The 24,617-nt window shown below is 34.4% G+C and carries 23 protein-coding genes, 1 pseudogene and 1 riboswitch; of the genes and pseudogenes, 17 read left to right on the top strand and 7 right to left on the bottom strand.

What is annotated here, in order from left to right; genetic code table 11:
• Nucleotides 1-15: 15 nt before the first annotated feature.
• From ACFHWD_RS09395 to ACFHWD_RS09380, 4 genes are all read left to right on the top strand, one after another.
• Nucleotides 16-2,037 (top strand): methyl-accepting chemotaxis protein, encoded by a 2,022-nt coding sequence (locus ACFHWD_RS09395; protein ID WP_229981927.1) that lies wholly within the window; start codon nt 16-18, stop codon nt 2,035-2,037.
• Between the two features lie 112 nt (nt 2,038-2,149).
• Complete coding sequence (locus ACFHWD_RS09390) at nt 2,150-2,989, top strand: hypothetical protein (RefSeq protein ID WP_229981928.1); 840 nt, start codon at nt 2,150-2,152, stop codon at nt 2,987-2,989.
• The gene (locus tag ACFHWD_RS09385; protein WP_179977621.1) at nt 2,955-3,968 is read left to right on the top strand and encodes a spore photoproduct lyase family protein; all 1,014 of its coding nucleotides are present in this window, start codon (nt 2,955-2,957) and stop codon (nt 3,966-3,968) included. Before ACFHWD_RS09390 ends, ACFHWD_RS09385 begins: the two co-directional genes overlap by 35 nt.
• 134 nt (nt 3,969-4,102) lie before the next feature.
• Nucleotides 4,103-5,194, top strand: coding sequence for a glycerol dehydrogenase (locus ACFHWD_RS09380; protein ID WP_150355970.1), 1,092 nt, complete (start codon nt 4,103-4,105; stop codon nt 5,192-5,194).
• A 116-nt stretch (nt 5,195-5,310) separates the two neighbouring features.
• Here the strand turns inward: ACFHWD_RS09380 and ACFHWD_RS09375 are convergent, their stop codons facing one another.
• Genes ACFHWD_RS09375 through ACFHWD_RS09365 form a run of 3 tightly spaced genes read right to left on the bottom strand, consistent with a single transcriptional unit; the run spans nt 5,311 to nt 8,700 of the window.
• Nucleotides 5,311-6,450, bottom strand: coding sequence for a glycosyltransferase (locus ACFHWD_RS09375; RefSeq protein WP_179977620.1), 1,140 nt, complete (start codon nt 6,448-6,450; stop codon nt 5,311-5,313).
• A 5-nt stretch (nt 6,451-6,455) separates the two neighbouring features.
• Nucleotides 6,456-7,616 carry a glycosyltransferase family 4 protein gene (locus ACFHWD_RS09370; protein ID WP_229981929.1) on the bottom strand — a complete coding sequence of 387 codons (1,161 nt, stop codon included), beginning with the start codon at nt 7,614-7,616 and terminating at the stop codon, nt 6,456-6,458.
• A gap of 22 nt (nt 7,617-7,638) precedes the next feature.
• A complete protein-coding gene (locus ACFHWD_RS09365; RefSeq protein WP_150355973.1) occupies nt 7,639-8,700 on the bottom strand; it encodes a sugar phosphate nucleotidyltransferase in 1,062 nt (353 codons plus the stop codon).
• A gap of 466 nt (nt 8,701-9,166) precedes the next feature.
• Between ACFHWD_RS09365 and ACFHWD_RS09360 the strand changes: the two genes are divergently transcribed.
• From ACFHWD_RS09360 to ACFHWD_RS09315, 10 genes are all read left to right on the top strand, one after another.
• Nucleotides 9,167-10,165, top strand: coding sequence for an ABC transporter substrate-binding protein (locus ACFHWD_RS09360; RefSeq protein ID WP_179977618.1), 999 nt, complete (start codon nt 9,167-9,169; stop codon nt 10,163-10,165).
• Nucleotides 10,128-10,883 carry an ABC transporter permease gene (locus tag ACFHWD_RS09355; RefSeq protein ID WP_150355975.1) on the top strand — a complete coding sequence of 252 codons (756 nt, stop codon included), beginning with the start codon at nt 10,128-10,130 and terminating at the stop codon, nt 10,881-10,883. Before ACFHWD_RS09360 ends, ACFHWD_RS09355 begins: the two co-directional genes overlap by 38 nt.
• On the top strand, nt 10,880-11,488 hold the full coding sequence (locus tag ACFHWD_RS09350) for an ABC transporter ATP-binding protein (RefSeq protein WP_150355976.1): 609 nt from the start codon (nt 10,880-10,882) through the stop codon (nt 11,486-11,488). The genes ACFHWD_RS09355 and ACFHWD_RS09350 overlap by 4 nt, the downstream gene beginning before the upstream one ends.
• An 80-nt stretch (nt 11,489-11,568) precedes the next feature.
• Nucleotides 11,569-11,680: riboswitch (TPP riboswitch) on the top strand.
• Nucleotides 11,681-11,769: 89 nt separating this feature from the next.
• Entirely contained in the window at nt 11,770-12,444 is a 675-nt protein-coding gene (gene tenA / locus ACFHWD_RS09345; protein WP_150355977.1) for a thiaminase II, read from the top strand.
• Complete coding sequence (locus ACFHWD_RS09340; RefSeq protein ID WP_179977617.1) at nt 12,431-13,186, top strand: ABC transporter ATP-binding protein; 756 nt, start codon at nt 12,431-12,433, stop codon at nt 13,184-13,186. The genes tenA and ACFHWD_RS09340 overlap by 14 nt, the downstream gene beginning before the upstream one ends.
• Nucleotides 13,183-13,926 (top strand): ABC transporter permease, encoded by a 744-nt coding sequence (locus ACFHWD_RS09335; protein ID WP_150355979.1) that lies wholly within the window; start codon nt 13,183-13,185, stop codon nt 13,924-13,926. Before ACFHWD_RS09340 ends, ACFHWD_RS09335 begins: the two co-directional genes overlap by 4 nt.
• Complete coding sequence (locus ACFHWD_RS09330) at nt 13,923-14,939, top strand: ABC transporter substrate-binding protein (protein WP_229981932.1); 1,017 nt, start codon at nt 13,923-13,925, stop codon at nt 14,937-14,939. Before ACFHWD_RS09335 ends, ACFHWD_RS09330 begins: the two co-directional genes overlap by 4 nt.
• A gap of 207 nt (nt 14,940-15,146) precedes the next feature.
• Nucleotides 15,147-16,052 (top strand): bifunctional enoyl-CoA hydratase/phosphate acetyltransferase, encoded by a 906-nt coding sequence (locus ACFHWD_RS09325; RefSeq protein WP_378061521.1) that lies wholly within the window; start codon nt 15,147-15,149, stop codon nt 16,050-16,052.
• 105 nt (nt 16,053-16,157) lie between these two features.
• Nucleotides 16,158-17,234, top strand: coding sequence for a butyrate kinase (gene buk, locus ACFHWD_RS09320; RefSeq protein WP_378061519.1), 1,077 nt, complete (start codon nt 16,158-16,160; stop codon nt 17,232-17,234).
• A 75-nt stretch (nt 17,235-17,309) separates the two neighbouring features.
• A complete protein-coding gene (locus ACFHWD_RS09315; protein ID WP_179977614.1) occupies nt 17,310-18,500 on the top strand; it encodes a pyridoxal phosphate-dependent aminotransferase in 1,191 nt (396 codons plus the stop codon).
• A 64-nt stretch (nt 18,501-18,564) separates the two neighbouring features.
• On the opposite strand, the gene ACFHWD_RS09310 is transcribed toward ACFHWD_RS09315, so the two are convergent.
• Nucleotides 18,565-19,428 carry a polysaccharide deacetylase family protein gene (locus ACFHWD_RS09310; protein ID WP_179977613.1) on the bottom strand — a complete coding sequence of 288 codons (864 nt, stop codon included), beginning with the start codon at nt 19,426-19,428 and terminating at the stop codon, nt 18,565-18,567.
• Between the two features lie 237 nt (nt 19,429-19,665).
• On the opposite strand from ACFHWD_RS09310, the gene ACFHWD_RS09305 reads away from it, so the two are divergent.
• Both ACFHWD_RS09305 and ACFHWD_RS09300 read left to right on the top strand, forming a co-directional pair.
• The gene (locus tag ACFHWD_RS09305) at nt 19,666-19,896 is read left to right on the top strand and encodes a glutaredoxin family protein (RefSeq protein WP_150355983.1); all 231 of its coding nucleotides are present in this window, start codon (nt 19,666-19,668) and stop codon (nt 19,894-19,896) included.
• Nucleotides 19,897-19,907: 11 nt separating this feature from the next.
• A pseudogene (locus ACFHWD_RS09300) lies at nt 19,908-20,567 on the top strand (RNA-guided endonuclease TnpB family protein); the annotation flags it as partial.
• Between the two features lie 157 nt (nt 20,568-20,724).
• On the opposite strand, the gene ACFHWD_RS09295 reads toward ACFHWD_RS09300, so the two are convergent.
• Nucleotides 20,725-21,411 carry an aspartate/glutamate racemase family protein gene (locus ACFHWD_RS09295; protein WP_236035324.1) on the bottom strand — a complete coding sequence of 229 codons (687 nt, stop codon included), beginning with the start codon at nt 21,409-21,411 and terminating at the stop codon, nt 20,725-20,727.
• Nucleotides 21,412-21,417: 6 nt separating this feature from the next.
• Nucleotides 21,418-21,906 (bottom strand): peptide deformylase, encoded by a 489-nt coding sequence (locus ACFHWD_RS09290; RefSeq protein ID WP_150355985.1) that lies wholly within the window; start codon nt 21,904-21,906, stop codon nt 21,418-21,420.
• A 102-nt stretch (nt 21,907-22,008) separates the two neighbouring features.
• Between ACFHWD_RS09290 and ACFHWD_RS09285 the strand changes: the two genes are divergently transcribed.
• Nucleotides 22,009-23,433, top strand: coding sequence for a PLP-dependent aminotransferase family protein (locus tag ACFHWD_RS09285; protein ID WP_179977612.1), 1,425 nt, complete (start codon nt 22,009-22,011; stop codon nt 23,431-23,433).
• Nucleotides 23,434-23,528: 95 nt separating this feature from the next.
• On the opposite strand, the gene ACFHWD_RS09280 is transcribed toward ACFHWD_RS09285, so the two are convergent.
• Nucleotides 23,529-24,359, bottom strand: coding sequence for a YitT family protein (locus tag ACFHWD_RS09280; RefSeq protein WP_150355987.1), 831 nt, complete (start codon nt 24,357-24,359; stop codon nt 23,529-23,531).
• Nucleotides 24,360-24,617: the final 258 nt, after the last annotated feature.

Raw genomic sequence — 24,617 nt, 5'->3', positions numbered from 1 at the left:
GGAGGGTAAACAGTTATGGAAAATAATAATGAGCAAAGAACTCATCTGAAATTCAAAATTTTGTCTGCACCTATGATTATAATAGCTGTAGTTATTGTATTAATAGCATCTATATCGATATGGATAGCCAGAAGTAAAGTCATGTCGCAGTTGGAAACTGACGGGGTAATGATTACTAATCATATATCAAGCAGCATGACCAGTAACGCAGATGCTGTAGAAACGTTAAATAGTTCTATAGAGACCAGGATAAGTACTTTGGCAGGATTTATAAAAGACAATAGAGATAAAATAAATAATAATTATTTAACTGTCCTGGCAAAAGAGTTTCAAGTAGATGAGATAAATGTAACAGATCCGAAGGGGAAAATAATATATTCAAATCTACCTGCCAGTTTGGGCTATGTGTATAAAGATGGAGATGCTTCTTATAAAATATTAAAGGGTGGACAGAATGTTGTCATGGAGGATATGAGGAAGAGTACTAAGGGTGACAATTATTATAAATATGGGGCTATAAAAAATGCAGATGGTGGAATTATTCAGATAGGAGTGCTGGCAAATAAAGTACAGAGTTTAACATCTGAAATGCAGCCGCAAAATATAGTGAATATGTTGGGCAAGGATGAATCCATAGTATATGCACTTTATATGGACAATAATTTAAAGGTAGTAGCTCATACGGATAAAAGCAGAATAGGAATCAAGCTAAACAACGTAGGGAGCAAGACTGCTGCAGTAGATGGAAAGCCTTACTCATCTAAATTTAAATATAAAAATCAAGTTTCTGTATACGATGTGATATACCCTGTAAAAGTCGATGGAAAAACAGTTGGCGCCATAGATGTAGGCATTTCAATGGAAAATGCCAATAAAGCTGTTTATAACATCATTGGAATAATTGCAGTGTTATCCATTATAGCTTTTGCTATCTGTGCGTTTATATTGATTAAAATATCCGGAAGCATAACAAAACCATTGGAGGAGTTAGTTGGTGTATCTAAAAAGATATCAGAGGGAGATTTGGATGTTAAAATAAAAGTGGACAGCCATGATGAAATTGGAATACTGGCAGATAGCTTTAAGAATATGAGTGAAAGTCTTAAAAATACCATTGGAACTATAAAGAATAATTCACTGAAGGTAAGTTCAATGTCTTCGGATCTGAAGACAAATGCTGGTCAGATGACCGGGGCTGCAAATGATGTAGCGAGTGCAGTACAGGAGGTAACCAAAGGCACTACCCAGCAGGCAAACGATTTGGTAGGCATATCAAACAGCATGGCAGGGCTGGCAGATGAGCTGCAGAACATATATGGTAAACTTTCAGAGGTTAAGGAGAGCTCAAATACAGCTGATGCTGCAGTGGGAGAAGGAAGGCAGCAGATAGATCGTCTTCTAGAATCGATAAATGATGTAAGAGAATCCTTTGGAGTGGTTTCTGAGAAGATAAATGGACTCGGAAGCAGTGTATCAAAAGTTGGAAGTATAACGGATGTAATAAATGGAATACTGGATCAGACCAATTTGCTGGCATTAAATGCAGCGATAGAAGCTGCAAGAGCAGGAGAAGCGGGAAAAGGGTTTGCAGTAGTGGCAGAAGAAGTAAGACAACTGGCAGAGAAATCCAAGGAATCCACGGAGCAGATACAACATATCATACAGTCCATAAGCAGTGAAACAAAAGATGTAATTTCGACTTCAGATAAGGTAAAGGGCCTTGTTGAAAATCAGGAGGGTACGGCAAAAGTAGCTAAGAACTCTTTTGAAAAAATATCGGATGCAGTTGGGAACATAAGGCCTCTTCTGGAAAACACTTATAATTCCTTGAAAGCAACTGTCAAATCAAAAGATGACGTTTTGAGTAAAGTTGAATCCGTAACTGCGGTTTCTGAGGAAACGTCTGCCTCTTCACAGGAAATATCTGCCTCTTCAGAGGAGATGTATGCATCTTCGGAAAATGTAGATAAATATGCATCCGAGCTTAATGATATTGTAGATAAATTGAGTGAAGAGACAAATAAGTTTAAAATATAAATAATTAAATTAGCTTATTTTGTAAAAAAGAACCTTGAATTTATTGGGGTTCTTTTTTATCATATATTGTAGAACTCATATTCTCAAATATAAAAGATCGGAGGAAAGAATCTTGATTTTTATATCAACAACATTGTACTGTGAGGCAGAGCCATTCATAAAGAAATTTTCTCTAAAAAAATATAATGTTATAAAAAAATTTCAGGTTTTTAAAAATGATGAAATTGCAGTTATAATAAGTAAAAGAGGTGCTTTAAATATAGCCAGTGCCTGTGCTTATATTGCGGGCAAGTTTGATATAACTGAGTATGATACTTTTATAAATATAGGACTGTGTGCAAGTAAAAATAAGAACTTAAAAACAGGCGCCACAGTGCTTTGCAATAAGATAGTGGACAGTGGCACCAATAGAGATTTTTATCCTGATATGATATTTAGGCACCCTTTTGAGGAAGGATGCCTGGAAAGCTGTTCTGGAATTTTAAATAATGAGCGGTTTGAGGAATTAAAAGGGGATATTGCAGATATAGAAGGAGAAGGAGCTGCTTTTTTTCAATCTGTATCTATATTTCTGCCACCTCATAGGATTTATTGTTTGAAAATAGTGTCTGGACAATTAGGAGACAGTGAACCGGAGTCAAAAAAAACAAGTGGTTTGATTGAAGAAAATTTAGAGAAAATTTGCAGCTGGATACTTGATATTGCCTGTGGGTGTGCAGAGCCCAGCGATGTATTGGATGAAAACGACATGAATTATATAAATGAAATTGCATGTAATTTCAATTTGTCGGTGTCTATGCAGCAGAAACTTAAAAAATTGGCAAAATCCTATAAAATAAGAAATGATAATTTATTACTTGCCCTTGAGCCTTTTACCCAGATTTACTGTAAAAACAAAGGAGAGAGGAAGATATATTTTGACAAATTGGAAGAACAACTTAAATTTATCTAAGTTTTCTCATATTTATGTAGAAGATAGAGTTCTTCAGCATGAAAATACTAAAATCATTCTTTCAAAGCTAAAAAATTCAAAGATAATAAGGATAAAGCATTATAAAGATGTTTTCTGCAGACACAACCAAACTTTTTCAGTGCAGAAAAGGTCTGCTAAATTGATATTGGCATATAATGATGGAAATTTAATTTATGAAGGTGCTAAAGTCTGTGATGATTTTGGAAACAAATATTTTTATTATACATCATCCATAATGAATTGTGTGTATAATTGTGAATACTGCTACCTTCAGGGCATGTATTCTTCGGCCAATATAGTTGTATTTGTGAATATAGAGGATGTTTTCTATCAGATAAGCTGTATTTTAAAGAAACATCCTGCATATATATGTATATCCTATGATACGGATATGATGGCTCTTGAAGGCATAACAGGATTTTTGAAAAAATGGATGAAATTTGTTGGGGAAAATGATAATTTAAAAATAGAAGTTAGAACTAAAAGCTCTAATTTTAAAAGTATAGAAAATATTAAGCCCATGGATAATGTGATACTTGCATGGACAATTTCGCCTAATGAAATTGTTCGGAACTATGAGGCAGGTACTCCAGACTTAGATTCAAGGTTGAAATCCGCTAAGAATGCGCTGGATAATGGGTGGAGAGTTAGAATATGTTTTGACCCCATATTGTATGTTGAAAATTGGGATAAATATTATAAAAAGTGTATAGAAGAGACCTTTAGGGTTATTCCGGCAAATAAAATACAGGATGTGAGTATAGGGGTTTTCAGGGTTTCAAAAAATTATTTTAAAAATATGGTAAGGTTGAATCCCAGATCTCTTTTGCTGGCCTATCCTTTTGAGATACAGGATGGTGTGTGTACTTATTCAGAGATGCATCATAGGAAAATGACGAATTTTGTATACAGCATAGTTTCGAATTATGTCGATAGGAATAAAATATTTGTGCAATAGCAGGCAGTCTTGAGATCTTGTATTCATCCATTGAAATGAAAAAGTCAAAAATTTCTGTATTTTATAAAAATATATTTTGGTATATAATATATATAGATTGTTAAAAATAACCGTAATCAAAGGGGTGATTAAAAATGTCAAGAATTATCATTTCCACAGGGAAATATATACAGGGAAATGGAGAACTCAATAGAATAGCTAGCTATGTTAAGGAACTTGGAGATAACTTTTTTATAATAGCCAGTGAAAATGGAATCAAGAGAACGAAAGAGAAAATAGAGGAGAGCTTTAAAGGAAAAAACTGTTCGCTGTATTTTGAAGCTTTTAATGGAGAGTGTTCTAAGAATGAGATAGACAGACTACAGGGAAAATTAAAACAGAATAACAGCAATGTTGTAGTTGGAATAGGCGGGGGTAAGATATTTGACACTGCAAAGGCAGTGGCTTATTATTCAGGCACTCCAGTTGTAATAGTTCCAACTATAGCAGCTACTGATGCACCTTGCAGTGCGCTTTCTGTGATATATACAGATGAAGGTGTATTTAGTGAATACCTAGTACTTCCCAAAAATCCAGATATGGTACTCGTAGATTCATCAATAGTGGCAAAAGCCCCAGTGAGGCTTCTTGTTTCAGGAATGGGGGATGCTATGGCAACTTATTTTGAAGCCAGAGCCTGCGTTAGATCAGGAGCGGTTACTATGGCAGGGGGTAAAGCTACAAAGGCTGCTTTTGCACTTTCGAGGTTGTGTTATGATACATTATTGGAAGATGGACTTAAAGCTAAATTATCTGTTATAAATAAAGTACCTACAAAGGCACTGGAAAACATAATTGAGGCAAACACTTATTTGAGTGGAGTTGGATTTGAAAGCAGCGGCTTGGCAGCTGCCCATGCTATTCACAATGGATTTACAGCAATCAAAGAGTGTCATAGTCTATACCATGGAGAAAAAGTTGCCTTTGGTACTTTAGTCCAACTGGTTTTAGAAAATAGCCCTATGGAAGAAATAGAAGAGGTAATGGATTTCTGTGTTGAAGTCGGGCTTCCAATTACTTTGGCGGATCTGGGAATCAATGAAATAAATGAGGAGGATATAATGAAAGTGGCGGAGATTTCCTGCGATAAGAATGATACTATGGGAAATATGCCATTTGAAGTTACAAAAGAAGATGTCTATTCGGCAATACTTACTGCTGATGAGCTCGGAAAGGTGTATAAGTAGATAATGACAGCCATTGTATAACAAATAACCGCCAGCTTCTGATCATACTTTAAATCAAAAGCTGGCGGTTATTTGTTTGTAGATTATGTTGTCAATTAACTACAAATAAATGCTTATTACTGCAAAATGTCCAGAGTGAGTTCAGTTATTATTTTTGCAAGCACGCTTTCAGCACCTTCATTTAAATTTACATGGTTCTTCATTATTCCATCATAGCTTCCATGAGTGAATTCATCTACCAGAGTTTTGCCGCTTGAGTTTTTTCCAAGAAACCATTCATAGCAGGCATAGGCTTTATCCAGATATTTTTGATCTTTGAATATGTTATAGGCTTCTGTATACATGATACATGTTCCACATGCCTCTAGCGGCTGTTCGTCAAATTCGGAGGGAGTTGCATCTCCCTTTTTAAACCAGGTATTGCTGCCAATAGGTTTGAAATAATCTTTTGCAAAACAGAGTTTTTCTAAAAAATTTAAAGACTCAATTGCTGTATCCAAATAGCTCTTGTTATTTAAAGTGCTTCCGCTTTTTAATAAACTCAAGGGAAGTATGGCGTTTCCGTAAGTTAAGCTATTCTCGAACCAATGCCAGGAATTTTCAGAATGAGTTTGAAAATTATCCATAAGGTATTGACATATTTCTACTATCTCGTTTTTTAAAATATCAATTAGATCGTCCGTGCTTCTTATTGGGGTATTGTTGACCTCTACAATTTCAATGCCATTCAAATACTTATCTAGAAGCTCGTTACTTATTGAAGAGTGTTTTTTCTCCAGAAGAGCTTTGTAAATAAGATTTAGTCCCAGCAGGGAATAAACTTTTCCTCTCATGTGAGTTAATGAAGATATATTGGGAATCGCCCTATATATCATAGTTAAAATTGCAGATTTTATGGATTCTGGTACACCTTTTGATTTAAAGGTATATCCCAGTGCCCACAAACATCTTCCAAAGCAGTCTTCAGATCCTTCTTCTTCCATGAAGTTTCTATTATAATCCATGAAATTTTTAAAAGTTCCTTTTTTGTTTTGAGCATATAATAAAAAGGAAGTATATGTGAAGATTAATTTTAAATATTTTTTACTTTTGAATTTTTCATAGAGCATTACAGCCGCAATTAAAGCTCTCGAGTTGTCATCTGTAGTATAACCGGAATTTGGATCTGGCGCTGAAAATACACTGTGCTGAATAATTCCAGTATCATCAGTCATTATAAAAATAGGTATTGAATGTTCCTCCTCAAAAATACGCATGTAATTTACACCACCTGTTTTGTAATTTTACTAGCTTTAATTGTATTTAAAAATAAATTTTCATATTGTTTTGCAACATAGGGCCATTTCATTTTTTTACCTAAGTTAGACATATTTTTTTCCATGTTTCTCATGACTGTTGGATTGTCTAGTAAATATGTTATAGCCTGGGCTAGGGAAGTTGAATTCTTGAATTTTGCAAGTATTCCCCTATTGTCATTTAACATTTCCTCTGCATATCTATAGGGAGTGGATACTATTACTTTTCCATATCCAGCAGCATAGGCCAGTGTACCACTTACGGCCTGCTCACTTGCCAAATATGGTGTCATATATATGTCTGATAAAGTTAAATACTGTACTATTTCTCTCTTGGTAAGATATTTGTTAACAAATTTTACGTTGTTCTCTATATGAAATTTTGAAACTAAATTCTGCAGCTTGTTTCTATAAGCTTCTCCCTCAACTTTTTTTACACAAGGATGAGTCTGACCAAGTATTAGATAAAGCACTTCAGGATGGGTTTTAACCACTTGATTTATAGCTTCTATGCCGTATTCTATACCTTTTCCGGAGCTTAAGAGCCCAAAAGTACTTATGATATTTCTGCCATCATACCCCAAACTCCTCTTTAAAACATCTTTATTTTCTACAGTAATATCCGGTACTCCATGGGGTATTACTATGATTTTATTTTCCGGTATATCATATACTTGATTTAAAATTTTTATGGAATTTTCTCCCATGGTAATAATTTTTTTGCTTTTACCGCCCAGTATTTTAAGTATTTCCCTCTGCTTTTCATTTGGATTTGACAGTATGGTGTGAAAAGTTGTTATGAAAGGAATTTTTAAGCCCCTAATAAAATCCAGTAAATACTCCCCGCAGTCTCCACCGTATATTCCATACTCGTGTTCTATTACAACTAGATTCGTATCGGAATTATTTATCAAATTTGCAAGATGTATATAGGTTTTTCTATCAAATTGATTTACAGTAAACCATATGTCATTCCCATATTTATAATTTTCGTCATTGACAGCAGCTATTTTATAATTGTTAGAGGGAAATGCATCTCCCAGATTTTTAATTAAATCAGCAGTAAAAGTAGCTATTCCACATGCCCTGGGTGGATAAGTACTTAAAAAAATTATGTTTTTATCCAATGGTATCACCTCTTTAGTTTTCTTATATAGCAAGCAGATTATTATCATAATCCTTTGAAACATAGGCTGTATTGAGAAGGTTACAATATTTGTCTATAATGCAATCTGAGCCTATTACAGAATTTGTTATATTTACATTCTCGTTTATTTTTATTCTATCCCAAAGTATACTTCTACTTATGGTGCTCATTTGGTCTATTAGACAATTGTTTCCTATAACGGTGTAAGGGCCTATTTGGGCATTGGAGTCTATAATAGAATTATTGCCAATAAACACCGGTCCTATTATTTTTGCATTTGGATGTATTTTTACATTTTTACTTTTAAAGATTATGTTCTTTATATCTGAAATATTATTGGTTTTTATAAATTTTTCACAGCTGCTGTGAAGTATATCTATATGTGCCTGTATATATTTCTTCAAAGTTCCAATGTCAATCCAATAGTCGTTGTATTTATAAGCAGCCATTTTGTAATGTTTTTTAAGTAATAGAGGATAAACGTCCTTTTCTACAGAAACCACTTTGTTTTTTGGAATTTCTTTAAAGACATCTGGTTCAAATACATAGACTCCAGCATTTATCCATTTTGAATCTGTTTCCCCTTCTTTAGGTTTTTCTTTAAAAGCATTTATATAATTATTTTTATCAAATTCTATTACTCCATATTGAGAAGGATCTTTAACCTTTGTCATAGCTATGGAAACTGAGGCTTTCTTTTTTTTATGATATCGTACAAGCTCTCTGTAGGATATGTTATTTACTATATCAGAATTTAAAACTATAAAAGTATCGTCAAAAAATTTTTCGGAATTTTTTATGGCACCGCCTGTGCCCAGGGGAATATCCTCAGATACATAATCTATTTTTATTCCTAATTTTGAACCATTATCCAAATAATTTTTAATGTAATTTGATTTGTAGCACGTACTCAGGACTACTTCAGTTACTCCAGCTTCCTTTAACTTTGTTATCACCCTTTCTATAAGCGGTTTTCCCATAATTGGAACCATGGGTTTTGGCAACTTGTTTGTTAGAGGTCTTAGTCTGGTACCTTTACCCCCAGCTAAAAGTAATGCTTTCATGTTGATTCCTCCCTTATGTTAATTAAATTTCTTATATTGAATAAACACTCTTATTTTATAAAGAATGTTATCTATCAAGTAAATTTAAATTATCACATATAATTGTATATATTAATGGAAAGCATATAATATTCATCAATAGTATCTTCAGGTAGCATTTATAACTATTGCTGAGTCTTCTGTATATAGTAGAAAGACCAGTTTAAGATATGAATTTACAGCTATGAAATTAAGAGTTTTTCAAATCATCACGATATTATCACTATTTACTGCCATGAATTGCTAATAAACATATTGTAATATAATAATATTATTATGTCAACAACAAATTTTTCCTTTACTGGTTATTTAATTCTCTATTTTTAATTTTAGCACTTCACTGTAATTGGAATTTAAAAATAATGTTATAATAAAGTAAAGAATAGTAACTATGTTTACAAAATTATATTGTTTAAGGGGGATTTTTATGAAAAAGAAAATAAGTGTATTTATTATGGCATTAGTACTTATAGTATCAACTTTATTTGCAGCAGGTTGTTCCAATGGATCCGACAGTACTTCATCTGAGCCTAAAAAACAGGCAATTAAAATTGCGGCTTTGAAGGGCCCTACCGGGATGGGAATGGCAAAACTTATGGAAGATAAGCAGGATTACAGCATAACCTTATATGATTCACCGGATCAGATAACATCAAAACTTATAAATGGAGAGATAGACGGGGCAGCAGTCCCTTCTAACTTGGCTTCTATTTTATATAATAAAACTAAAGGTGCAGTGAGACTAGTTGGAATAAATACTTTAGGTGTCTTATATATTGTTGAAAATGGCAGTACAGTAAAGAGCATAGAGGATTTAAGAGGGAAAACCATTTATTCAAGTGATAAAGGTGCTACTCCTGAATTCATATTGAACTACATATTGAGAAAAAACGGTCTGGAACCAGGGAAGGACGTAATTGTTGACTATAAGATGAATCACAGCGATCTGGCGGCAGCAGTGGCATCTAAAAAAGTAAATTTGGCAGTACTTCCGGAGCCTTTTGTAACTACTACAAAGATGAAAGACAGTAGTTTGCAAGTCCCCATAAATCTTACTAAGGAATGGGATAAGGCCTCCAATGGACAGAGTAAGTTGGCTATGGGTACTGTTGTCTTTAGAAAATCTTTTATAGATAAAAGGGGAAAAGATCTAGATAATTTTTTAAATAAATATAAGGAATCTGTGAATTTTGTAAATTCCAATAAGCAAGAGGCAGGAAAGCTTATTGAAAAATATGGCATAATACCAAAAGCTAAAGTGGCTGAAATGGCTATCCCAGGCAGCAATATAGTATTTATAAATGCCAAAGATGGAAAACAAATTCTTCAGAAGTTTTATGAAGTTTTATATGACAGTGATCCAAAATCTGTTGGAGGAAAGGTACCAGATGAAAATTTCTATTACATTGGAGACAAGGACAATTAGAAGATCATGCATACTATTGTTTTGGCTGTTTATATGGGAGCTCTGCTCTCTTTTTATAAATAATCCCCTTATTTTGCCATCACCTTTTGAAGTTATAAAAACACTTTTTATTCTGGCGAAGGGAATTTATTTCTGGAAAAGTGTTTTTAATAGCATAATAAGGGTGATTTCAGGAATCCTAATATCCATAATTGTAGGCATTGTGCTGGGAGTAGCCGCAGGTTTGAATAAATTTATAGAGGAAATTCTGGATCCCATTATAATTACCATGAAAGCGACTCCCGTTATGTCTATAATTATTATAGCTTTAATTTGGTTTACTTCATCCTATGTAGTTATTTTTACAGCTATTTTAATATGTTTTCCAATAGTATATACGAATGTAATTCAGGGAATAAAGTCGGTGGACAAAAATTTAATTCAAATGGCGAGTGTGTATAGGGTTAAGAAAAAATACTTATTAAAAGATATATATCTTCCAAGTATAAAAAATTATGTTGTATCAGGTATACTCATGTGTCTTGGAATTGGATGGAAAGTTTCGGTGGCATCAGAGGTATTGAGTACACCTAATTACTCCATAGGATTGAATCTTTTGAATTCGAAGAACACACTTGAGACCCCTGAACTGTTTGCCTGGACTATTGTAGTTGTAATACTGAGTTTTGCTTTCGAAAAGATATTTAAGTATTATTTATCAAAGAGGACGTTTATATGAAAGATGATGGTAAATATGAAGTTATAATTAAAAATTTGAACAAATCCTATGGGAAACTTCCTGTGTTTATAAACTTAAATCTTAGCTTTTTAAAGGACAAAATTACAGTTATATTTGGACCCTCGGGCTGTGGGAAAACCACTCTTTTAAATATTATAAGTGGAATTGAAAAAGATTATGATGGACAGGTATATTTGAAAAGCGATAGATTGTCTTATGTTTTTCAGGAAGATAGGCTTATCTCCCATTTGACAGTATATGAAAATGTGGCTTTTGTACTAAAATCTGTAATGAATAGAGATGAAATAGAATCGACTGTAAATAAATTTTTAAATATGGTGGAACTGTCAGATTGCAGAGATAAATTTCCCGGGGAATTAAGTGGAGGTATGAAGAGAAGAGTTGCACTTGCCAGAGCTTTTGCCTATAGAAGTGATCTGCTCCTGATGGATGAACCTTTTAAGGGCCTGGATAATAGGTTAAAGGGTGACATAATAGAGAAGTTTTTATTGCTTTACAGGGAAAATAAAAGAACAGTTATAATGGTGACTCATGATAAAGAAGAAGCCAGAGAACTAGGTAATGTAATTTATTCGCTAGAGTAAATACGACGGAAATATTGATTAATTTCAATTATTGTAGTAATATAATTGGTGTCTGTGCAATATATAAAATTAAATAGTTTTATATATCCCAGGGGTGCTGGTGTTACCGGCTGAGAGTGAGGATTGAATCCTTAGACCCTAGTTGTACCTGATCTGGTCAATGCCAGCGTAGGAAGAGGTTGCAATATAATTTAGTCGATAAAGGTACAAACATTTTTTTAAAAGTTTGTACCTTTTTTATGAGAATAATTGTGCATTGTGAATTGAAAAGGCGGGATTGTATGAGAACATCTATAAAATTATATGATAGTGTAAAGGTTATATGGGATTCTTATTACGAGCATCCTTTTATAAGGGGAATAGCAGATGGAAGTTTGAATGTGGAGAAATTCAAATTTTACATGATTCAGGATTATATATATCTTCTGGATTATGTAAAAGTATATGCACTTGGAATAGTTAAAGCCCAAGATGAGAGTATCATGCGGGGTTTCTCGAAGATGGTGGACAATATATTGAATGGAGAGATGAATATACATAGAAATTATATGAAAAGATTGGGCATAAGAAAAGAGAATATAGAGAATACCGAAGCTGCCATTGAAAATATTTCCTATACAAATTACATGCTGTCAGTGTCGCAGATGGGAGATCTGATGGATTTAACAGCTTCCCTTCTAGCCTGTATGTGGAGTTATCTTTTGATTGGTAAAAGACTGAGTAAAATAGAGGGAGCCGTGGAAGATAAATTTTATGGACAGTGGATAAGGGGGTACTCTTCAGAAGATTACGAAAGGGAAACGAGGTGGCTGATTGAACTGTTTGATCAGTTGACTGCAGATATATCGGAAAAGAAATTTGAGAGATTGAAAGAAATTTTTATAAATACCAGTAAATATGAAAGTATGTTTTGGGATATGGCTATGACAGGAGGATGTAATTGTGCTGGAATTTAAAAATATAAGCTTTAAATATGATGAAGACCCGGATTTTATAATAAAAAGTTTGAGTTTCAGAGTAGATAAAGGGGAGTTCATAAGTATAGTGGGTCCCAGCGGATGCGGAAAAAGCACTGTGTTCAGGCTTATCTGCAAATTGGAGAGACCTTTTGAAGGAGATATATTTTTAGAGGGCAGAAATATAAACGTTTTGGGAAAGGGCTACATAGGATATATGCCTCAGAATGATCTTTTAATACCCTGGAGAACCATACTTCAAAATTCTTCACTGCCCCTTGAGATCAAAGGTGGAGATATGAAAAGGGTCAGGAACGAGGCAGAAGAAATGCTGCAAAGTTTCGGCCTGGAAAAATATAAAGATAAATATCCCAGGGATTTGTCCGGAGGTATGCGCCAGAGGGTAGCCTTTACAAGAACTCTTCTTACAGGCTCAGAACTGCTCCTTTTGGATGAGCCCTTTAGTGCACTGGATGCAATAACAAGACTCTCTATGCAGGAATGGCTTTTGGATAAGTGGTCCAAATTAAACAAGACTGTATTGTTTATAACTCATGATGTGGAGGAAGCACTTTTTTTGTCTACAAGAATATTTGTAACAGATGGAAGTCCTATAAGAAAATTTAAGGAAATAAAGGTTGATTTAAACTATCCCAGAACAAGAGATATGCTTGACAATCCTGATATTTTGAGGATAAAGGCACAGCTTATAGAAGAACTTAAAAGGGGGATAAGGTTGTGAAAAAATACAGATCCTCCATAATAATATGCCTGTTGTTTTTTGCAGTCTGGGAAGCAATTGCCAGATATATAGATGCTATGTACATCCTCCCATCTCCTACAGCAATTGTGAAAAAAATATGGGAGCTGAAGGACATCTTATTTTTGGTACATTTGCCGGCTACCCTTGCTGTGACTTTTGAAGGGCTTGGAATATCCATAGTATTTGGGGTTCTTCTTGCTGCTGCTATGAATATAAGTGAAAGAGTACAGAGAGCTCTTTATCCTATTGTAATTGTAACGCAGACAGTGCCCATAACTGCACTTGCTCCTATATTTGTGCTGTGGTTTGGATATGGCATATGGAGCAAAGTGCTGGTAACCATACTCATAACTTTTTTCCCAATAACCATAAATGTATATGACGGACTTCGTTCCACTAGGAGGGATATGGAGGAACTTCTGTTTACCTATGGTGCCAGCAAAGGAGATATATTTATAAAATTGAAGTTTCCAGCATCACTTCCTTACTTCTTTTCCGCCCTTAAGATAGCAGTACCATTGAGTGTGGTAGGTGCAGCCATAAGTGAGTGGCTGGGAGCCCAGGCAGGACTTGGATATTTTAGTAAGAGAATGATGACACAGCTGGACGGTGCTGGGGTTTTTGCACCTATTGTAATATTGTCTGTAGTCGCATTGATTATGGTTAAAATTATAAGCATACTGGAAAATAAAATAGTAAAGGGGAGGAATGAAATTTGAGGAAAATAAAGATCTTAGCTTTTATAATGTCAGTCTTAATGTTGGTGGGTTTAGCAGGGTGCGGCAGTAAATCATCACAAAATGGCAATGGACAGCTTGAAAACGTGGATTTGGTGCTTGACTGGTATCCAAACGCCATACACAGTTTTATATATGCAGCTATTGAGAAAGGGTATTTTAAAGAGGAAGGACTTAAAGTGAATATAAAATTTCCGTCGGATCCTACAGATCCACTCACTCTTCCAGCAGCAGGAAAGGCGACACTTGGGATTTACTATCAGCCGGATCTTGTAATTGCAAGAGCTAACCAGGGAGTACCTGTAAAATCTGTTGGAGCGGTAGTACATACACCTTTGAATGTTATAATAGCACTGAAGTCAAATAATATAAATTCACCTAAGGATCTTCAGGGAAAAACCGTGGGCTATTCAGGGAATCCGCTGAATACCGAGTACGTAAAGACCATGGTTAAAAAAGATGGTGGAAATCCGGATACTGTTAAGATGGTGGATGTAGGATTTGATCTTCTGTCATCCATGGTAACTAAAAAAGTAGATGCCACTACAGGTGGACTTATAAATCATGAAGTTCTCATGATGGAAAATGAAAATCATCCTGTAAATTATTTTGATCCTTCCAAATATGGAGTCCCAAATTATTATGAAGAAGTACTTGTAACCAGCGATAAAACTCTAAAGGAAAAGCCTGAAACCATTAAAAAATTTATGAAGGCCGCCCAGAAGGGATTTGAGTATACCAAAAATAATCCGGATGAGGCCCTGAAAATACTCATGGACAATCAACAAAAAGGCAGTTTTCCTCTTAAGGAAGCTGTTGAAAAGAAAAGTTTGAGTATACTTTTGCCTAAGATGGAATCAAAAAATGAGCCTTTTCTGAGTCAGGATAAAGGCGTATGGCAGAACAATATAAACTGGCTTAAAAAACAGGGACTTTTAAAAAAAGATGTAAATGCTGAGGATTTTTATGTGAATGTTCTGGAAAATGATAAATGATGGGAAAGAGGAGTATCTAATATATAAAGGGTTAATAGGGTTAAATAATAAGTACCTATTAACCCTTTTATCAGTTTTTTGTAATTTTTTTAAGGTTAAAATACCAATTAGTAACAAGCTTGAACGCTGGCATAATATTTGCTCATTGTAATTATCGTAAAATAGTATGTCAGGAATGTTTTGTACAAGAGTTGGAGGAGGAAAAACATGATATTTAAGAATTTTACAGAACTGATCAAAAATGTTCAGGGTTTCCAAGAAAAAAGAAGGGCAGCAGTAGTTGCTGCACAGGATGAACACACCTTAAGGGTTGTATTTAAAGCAAAAAGAAATAATATTGTAGAACCTATATTAATAGGTGATAAGGTGAAAATAAAGAAAGTTTTAGACAATTTAAAAGAGAAGTTAGATAATAGTTCCATTATTGATGTGGAAAATGACAATGCTGCAGCAGAGAAGGCTGTAGAATTTATACATCAGAATAAAGCAGATTTTATTATGAAGGGAAAAATCCAGACTGCGGATATTTTAAGAGCGGTAGTAAATAAAGAAAAAGGACTTGAAACAGGAAATGTCATGTCTCATTTTGTTTTTAATGAAGTGCCTAGCTATCACAAGTTAATGGTAACTACAGATGGTGGAATGATGATGTACCCAAATTTGGATGAGAAAAGGCAAATTATTGAAAATGCTGTTAACACACTTATTACTATGGGATATGAAAATCCCAAGGTTGCCGTTTTAGCCGCTGTTGAAAAGGTCAATCCTAAAATGCCCGAATCTGTTGATGCAGGTCTGTTAAAGGAAATGAATAAAAACGGAAAAATCAAAAATTGCATTGTAGAAGGGCCTATTTCTTATGACTTAGCTGTGAGCAAGAAATCAGCTGAATTAAAAGGTTACAATAGCCCTGTGGCAGGAGATGCAGATATTTTAATCTCTCCTAATATCACAGCAGGAAATATATTGGGAAAATCTCTACTATGTTCTGCAGGTGCAAAAATGGCAGGATTTATTGTGGGGGCCAAAGTTCCCATTGTTTTAACATCAAGAGGCTCCTCTGCTGAAGAAAAGTACCTATCTCTGGTATTGTCTGCGGCAGCCCTTAAATAGTAAATTTATTGATACAGGGATGAAATTAGCAGATCAATTTTAATTATACCTACCAAGAAAGGAGTATAGTTACGTCTTATCATGATATTCGTAACTAGATAAAAAATGAGTTATAAAATATTGGCAATTAACCCTGGTTCTACTTCTACAAAAATAGCTTTATATGAAGATGAAAAAGAAGTATTATGTGAAACACTGGAACACCCAGCTGAGGAAATTGAAAAATATAATAAAGTTGCAGATCAATTTGATATGAGAAAAGAAGTTGTTCTTTCATTTTTAAAAGAAAGAAGATATGAAGTTCATGAATTAGATGCAGTTGTGGGAAGAGGAGGAATGCTTCCAAAAGTAAAGTCGGGAGCTTATATAGTTAATGAGGCAATGTTGGACAGGTTAAAAAATAGGCCAGTGGTGGAGCATGCTTCAAATTTAGGAGCACTAATTGCTTATGAGATAGCAAATTCCATTGGAGTATCGGCCTATATATATGACTCAGTCAGGGTGGATGAGTTGAAAGACATAGCCCGTATATCAGGTATGTCGGATATACCAAGGGAAAGTACTAGTCATGCGTTAAACTCAAGAGCAATGGCAATGAAAACTGCAAAAAAGTATGGAAAAAAATACAGAGACATGAATTTTATTGTTGCCCATTTAGGCGGCGGAATATCGTTAAGTGTTCATGAAAGAGGGCGAATGGTTGATGTAATGCCTGATGATGATGGACCATTTTCCCCTGAAAGAGCTGGGAAAGTTCCCTGCAAGGCGCTTATAGACCTTTGCTATTCTGGAAAGTTTAATAAAAAAACCATGCATAAAAAGCTTAGGGGGAATGGTGGATTAAAGGATTATCTTAATACAAATGACGCTAGAAAAGTTGAAAAAATGATTGACAGTGGAGATCAAAAGGCAAAATTGGTGTATGAGGCTATGGCTTATCAAGTTGCCAAGAGAATAGGTGAGCTTGCAACAGTGGTAGAGGGAAATGTAGATGTCATTATTATTACAGGTGGTATAGCATATTCAAATATGCTGACTACCTGGATAAAAAAAAGAGTGGAATTTATTGCACCGGTAGAAATTATGCCTGGTGAGAATGAAATGGAAGCTTTGGCATTGGGTACACTTACACTTAGAGTGCTAAAAGGTGAAGAAGATGCCAGAGAATATGATTTGGATTAAAAATTTGGTCAATTAACGCTTGTGAAATTTTGCAGGCCGCCGGCTATTAGGCCGTTTAAAAGGAGTGATATGATAATGGTATCAAAAGAGATGTATGAATTAGGAGCAAAACGCTCTGTAATCAGAGAGCTATTTGAGTATGGAAAGCAGCAGGCTGAAATTGTTGGGAAAGAAAATGTGTTTGACTTCAGTATTGGAAATCCAACTGTTCCAGCACCGAAATGTGTAAGAGAAGCTATAATAAATTTGTTGGAAACAAAAAGGTCAGATGAAATTCATGGTTATACTTCTGCACAGGGAGATTTTGAAGTGAGGAAAGGTATAGCTGATTATATGAACAGCAGATTTAAATGTCAGCTTAAAGCAGAAAATTTTTATATGACGTGTGGTGCAGCAGCTTCACTTTCTATTACACTTAGGGCTCTTAGTGTAAATCCCGAGGATGAATTTATTATTATTGCACCTTATTTTCCAGAGTACAAAGTATTTATAAGGAATGCAGGTGCAAAGCCTATAGTAGTACCGGCAGATACAAGAGATTTTCAAATTCAGATGGATTTGCTGGAAGGATCTATTAACTCCCATACAAAAGGAATCATAATAAATTCTCCTAATAATCCATCAGGTGTTGTCTATTCGAAAAAAACATTGAGATCTTTAGCGGATTTATTGAAAAAGAAATCCAAAGAATATGGAAGACCTTTATATCTCATATCAGATGAGCCCTACAGGGAGATCGTTTATGATGGCATACAGGTGCCATATATTCCAGCTTGTTATGAGAATACAATTGTATGTTACTCATACAGTAAATCACTTTCGCTTCCGGGAGAGCGAATAGGATATATTTTGATTCCCCATTGTGTTGAAAATGCCAAGGATGTCTATACAGCAGTATGTGGAGCAGGGCGTTCTCTTGGGTATGTATGTGCCCCGAGTTTGTTCCAAAAGGTAATCCTGCAGTGTCTGGGAGAAACATCAGATATAGCATTATATGATGCAAATAGAAAATTGTTATATGACGGACTTAGTAAAATGGATTATCAATGTGTTAGACCAGATGGCGCATTTTATTTGTTTGTAAAGTCACTAGAAGAAAATGCAGTTAATTTTTCTGAGAATGCAAAGAAATTCAACCTTCTCATCGTGCCGGCAGATGATTTTGGATGCCAAGGATATGTAAGAATATCTTATTGTGTTGACCCAGAGATGATAAAAAGATCTTTTAGTGCATTTCAGAAATTGAGAGATTTATATAAAAGATAATATTTTATCTTAAATTGCTTTTAAAAACAGGTAGTTCCAAACTACCTGTTTTTAGTAATGTCCTTTAGAGTGTATCAAAAGAATACCCTTGTGAACGGAAATACTCTATAATCTGTGGGAGAGCTTGTACAGTAGTAACCTTTTCGGGTGCGTCATGCATCAATATAACCAAATGATCATGATTAGCATACTGCTTAACCTTACTAATTAAGTTTACTACAGGAACTATGTTATGTTCAGCATCGCCAGTTAAGTCATTCCAATCGACATATCGGTACCCATTTTTTTTTGCTTCTTCTCTAAATGGCTCCAGTTTTCTGCCGAAAGATCCTCCCGGAAACCGTATAAGCTTTGAATTATAATTACTGCCCAAAATGGATTTTAACACTTCATCACATTTTTTAATATCGCTTATAAATACTTTTGGATCTGAATATATATACCTCATATTATGAGAATAGGTATGGTTCCCAATCGCATGCCCTTCTGCAGCTTCTTCTTTTACGAGTTTCTTATTTTGTTCCGCATTTTCTCCGATTAAGAAAAATGTAGCTTTTACATTATAATTTTTCAATACAGCCAGTATTTTAGGTGTATTATTTGAAGAAGGTCCGTCATCGAAAGTCAGATATACCACTTTTCTTCCATCTGATTTATAAGGGTTAAAATTGCTTAAATCCTTTGAATTAAAAGTTTGTACCTTACTTTCCCTTTTATTCATGTATTTTTGAGATTCTGTGGAAGAGCTCTTAGTTGAATTAGAAATATTGCTGGGTGAACTAGAAATATTGTTGGCTGCCACAGTTTTTGATTTTTTGTAAGACACGCTTGCTCCAGAAATAAATCCAAGAGAAAATAAAAATAGAATTGATACTGAAAGTATTAGTATATTTTTCCTCTTTTTACTGGATATTTTTTTATGTTTCATTATTCCATCTCCCCTATGTACATTCATATATATTATATATCGTAAAGTGCCGTAATCTATTAAATTTCATTAATTATTTTAAATTGAAGGTTAAGTTTAAGTTAAGATATTGGAAATATTTAAATACCACAAAAGTGAAGCTAATATCTAATAATAATTATTATTAAGTGTGTTGATAGATTCTGACAAATATGATATTATAGATCTGAAATGGAAATATTACAAGGAGATGATTTCATGAGTAAGGTTGATATATTTACAACCAGTACCTGTCAATACTGCCATAGTGCAAAAGAGTTTTTTACAAAGCATAATATAGATTTTACAGAACACAATATAACTACGGATCCAGATGCCAGAAAACAACTTATGGCAAAGGGATACAGATCTGTTCCAGTTATAGTGATAAATGGCGAATACCTGGTGGGATTCAATGAAGCAAAAGTAGCAAATCTTTTGGGTATTTAGATATAGATATACTTGTCAAACTTGAAAGGGATCTATCAAGGAAGAAAAAAGGCAGTAATAACAGAAAAAAAACTAGATTAAAATTATCTAAATTACACGAGAAGATAGTGAATCAAAGGGCAGATTTCTTAAATAAGTTATCAATAAATCTAATCAGAGAAAACCAATCTATAGTTATTGAGGACTTAAAAATTAAAAATATGCAGCAGAATCACAGGCTGGCAAAGGCAATAAGCGAAGCACGCTGGAGTGAATTCAGAAGAATGCTGGAATACAAGGCTGAGTGGTACNAATTACACGAGAAGATAGTGAATCAAAGGGCAGATTTCTTAAATAAGTTATCAATAAAACTAATCAGAGAAAACCAATCTATAGTTATTGAGGACTTAAAAATTAAAAATATGCAGCAGAATCACAGGCTGGCAAAGGCAATAAGCGAAGCAAGCTGGAGTGAATTCAGAAGAATGCTGGAATACAAGGCTGAGTGGTACGGCAGAAAAATAATAGTGGCACCCGGTAATTATGCAAGTAGTCAATTGTGTTCAGTTTGTGGATATAAAAATAGAGAAGTAAAAAATCTTGCACTCAGGGAATGGACTTGTCCTAAATGCGGCACATACCATGACAGGGATATAAACGCCAGCAAAAATCTGCTGAAATTAGCCATATAATTTTGGTAATACACTGAGGTTGGTTCGACTTTAGAGCTTAGGTAAACTTGTTCCATTAGGAATATTGACTAAGAAGCCATCCACTTCTATAAGTGGTGGTAGTTCACAATGAGATAAATGTACTTTTGGCCGCGATTTGGAGATAACTCCAAGCAGTCTAGGATTCTGCTAAAGCGTATGATAATGCCGCTTTACAGTGAAGCTTGAGGGTGCCAATCAGTGGGAGTTTCATATCTTTCTGATTTAGAAGCAAGGGTAATTCGGTACAGCCTAAAATTACACCATCCACATCATAGCTGGACAAGATTTCCCTGAAATTTTCTCTGGTATTTTCCGTTACCCTATTTAAAACAAGTTCACTGAAAATTATTGAGTTTATTTTATCCTGATGTTTTTCTGACGGGGTCAATACCTCTATGCCGAAGGATTCAAATCCCTTTTGATAAAAGGAGCTTTGCATGGTGTACTTTATCCCTGTCAATAATACTTTTTTCAATTTAAGTCTGCTGCATTCTTCAGCAGCTGCATCCACAATACTCAGCACAGGCAGATCTATTTGCTGCTTTATACTGTGAAATACTGAGTGGGGGGAGTTTGCAGCCATTATGACGAAATCGGCACCGGATTTTTGTAAGCTGTTTATACCGTTTATTATATAATTTATATATTCAGAGGTTTTATGCTCATTTTCTAAATTCGTAAAATATTGAAAATTCAAACTGTTGATTATTATTTCAGGGTAATAGTAATCCGAGAATTTTTTATAGTACATATCAAGTATGGTTTTATAATATTGAATTGTGGAGGCGGAACTGATTCCGCCCAGAATTCCTATTTTTTTCATAATTTCTTATACTCCTTTGTTTTTTAGATAGAAGGATCTGTTGTCTATAGCTCTCATTGTTGCCAGTATTCCATCCAGGTGATCATATTCATGCTGTATCAGTTCTGATAGATCTCCTTGAAATTTTATTGTTTTATCCGTGAAATTTATATCTTTGTACATCACGGTACATTCTTTATAGCGTTTGACTTTTACCAGCAGATTTGGAAAGGACATGCAATCATCCATAACTTCCATCATCTGGTTATTGTCAAATTTAAGTATGGGATTGATAAAAACCATGGGCCTGTGAATATACATGTATATCAGCCTTTTAAATATTCCAATCTGCGGAGCTGCAATTGCTCTTCCTGCATTATATTTTTTGCGGAAATCAATTAAGGTATCATGCAAATCCGAAACAGTCTTCTCTACTGCATCCATTTCCCCCTTCTCAACAGAAAGACTTTTTTTGTATAGATCCTCATTTCCAAGTAACAATATTTCTTTTATCATAAAACGATCTCCTTTACATGTGATATATATTTGATACAATATTACTATATAATTGTTACTGTAAAAAGGTATAATTTTTATAAAAATTATGGGGATGATTTTATGGAAATACCGGTGTTCATCGAAAAGGACAGTAAAAAACCGCTGTATATCCAGATATATGGATGCTACAAAAAAGCTATACTGGAAGGGATACTTAAAAAAGACGACAGGCTGGAATCTATAGTACAGCTTAAGAACAGGCTTTGTATCAGCAGAAATACAGTTCAGGAGGCTTATAACCAGCTGCTGTGTGAAGGATATGTTTATAGTAGAAAGGGCAGTGGTTATTATGTGGAAGCTATAGATAAGCAGATAAAAACCGTCAAGAGAGAAAATATACCCTTAAAGCTTAAACCGTTGAGAAGTATTCATATAGATGATAGAGCATATCCCTGTAATTTTAAACCCGGCTCGGTGGATCACGGCAGTTTTCCATTTGCAAGCTGGAGAAAAATTGAGCAGGGTATTATGAAAAAAGAAAATATAGACATATTGACCTATTCGGATCCCAGAGGTGAATTTGAATTAAGAAATCAGATTGCAGATTATGTCAAAAGTTCAAGAGGAGTGGCCTGCTGTTCTGAACAGATAATTGTAGGTGCGGGGACACAGACTTTGATGGCTATATTATGTGACCTGCTTAGTGAGCGTTGTAATAGGAACGTTGCTTTTGAAGAACCGGGCTTTTCTCCTGTGAGAAAGGTTTTTGAATGGTATGGATATAACATAGAGCCTGTTGAATTAACGCAGTCCGGAATGGATATAAAAAAACTTGAAGGCCTTGAAACAGTTCCAGGGTTGATATATGTAACACCGTCCAATCAGCATCCCATGGGTATGATCATGCCTGTCTCAAGCCGCATAAGACTTCTCAATTTTATTGATAGATGCGGTGGATATGTTATTGAGGATGATTATGACAGCGAATTTAGATATAATGTAAATCCAATACCTTCACTTCAAAGCCTGGATAATGAAAATAGAGTGATCTATCTTGGAACTTTTTCAAAAACTCTTTTTCCAGGAATGCATGTTGGATACATGATTTTACCTGAAAGCATAATGAATCTTTTTATTGAAAAAGGAAGCTTTATAAATCAAACTGCATCCAAAATTCATCAGCTGACAATTGCAGAATTTATGAGAAAAGGATTATTTGAAGCCCATCTCAGGAAAATGAGAAATATATATGCTAGAAAACAGCAGTTTCTTATAGATTGTATAAAAAATGAATTTGGAGAAAATGCTGCCGTCTATGGCGAGAAAGCAGGGCTCAACGTTGTACTTCAGGTAAAAAACAAGCTGGATGAGTCGGAATTGATAAATGCAGCCCTGGAAAAGGGGGTCAAAGTCTATCCTGTATCCTTTTACTATTTTGATAAAAATAATTATAAAAAACATAATATGGTGTTGATGGGATATGGACATCTGAGTTTTGAAGAGATGGGAAATGGAATAAGGTCTTTAAAAAAAGCCTGGTTTTAAATTGAAGATTTTTATAATGTTAGGATAATTTAAAATAAAAAGAGTGGACACAAGTCCACTTCTGTCCATTTAATATACAAATATATAGACTCTGATTAAGCAGTACCAAATCCCTTTCCATAGGCCTCATAGGAATTTTGTATTAAAACCAAAGCATTTATATCAACTTCTTTTACTATTTTCTTAAGTTTAACCAGCTCTGTATTTGTTACAAGGCACATCAGTATATCGCGTTTGTCATCTGTGTATCCGCCTCTTGCCTCGATTTTGGTAGTGCCCTCGTGAAGTCTGGTCAAAATCAAATTATTGATTTCTTCGGTTTTATCTGAAATTATAAATACGGATTTGGAATCGGTAAAGCCCTTGATATATATATCCACCACTCTTCCAATTAAATATACTGTGACCACACCATATAGAGCTTTTTCTATACCAAAGACAAAACAGGTAAGCATTACTATGGACAAATCCAAGCTCATCATTACTTTGCCAACAGGTTTGTGGGCGTATTTGCATATGACTTTAGCTATAGTATCTGTACCTCCTACGGAAGATTGCTTACTTAAAAGCATTCCCACGCCGATTCCCGTAAGAACTCCTCCAAGTAGGGATGATAGCAAGGTATCATTGGTAAAAGGAGCAGTATTGCTGGTTAATTCCACAAATATTGGAATGAGAAGAGCGCCTAAGGCTGTATTTAGTACAAATTTTTTCCCAAGTGTCAATAACCCTATGATAAAAATTGGCACATTGAAGAAACCTATTATTATTGACTTTTTTATGTGCAGTATAGATTCCAGTACAATAGCCAGTCCAGAAACTCCGCCTGGTACAATTTTATGCGGCGCAAGAAAAACATTTAAAGCAAAGGAAATTAAAAATAATCCTAATAAAATTACGGCTAAATCCCATACATTTTGTTTCATTCCACTCTCCTCCTATTTTTAAAATAATGGCACTATAAAAGCCCTCCGTCCCTTTTGGGATGAAAGACTCTCTTCACAGGGTAGATTTTGTATGAAAATAAATTGATACCGCTATGAATATAGATATATATTTTATATTTAAAAGTGCGTCTAATTAAATAAATCATCAATTATCAATTATAATACTCATTATAATGAATTATAGTGCATATATCAAGATAATATTCGTTAAATCTCATAATATTTTCATATAAGTAT

The sequence above is a fragment of the Clostridium sp. MT-14 genome (assembly GCF_042436595.1).
Classification (GTDB): Bacteria; Bacillota; Clostridia; order Clostridiales; family Clostridiaceae; genus Clostridium_B; species Clostridium_B aromativorans.
This window is presented reverse-complemented; position numbering and strand designations above follow the sequence as displayed.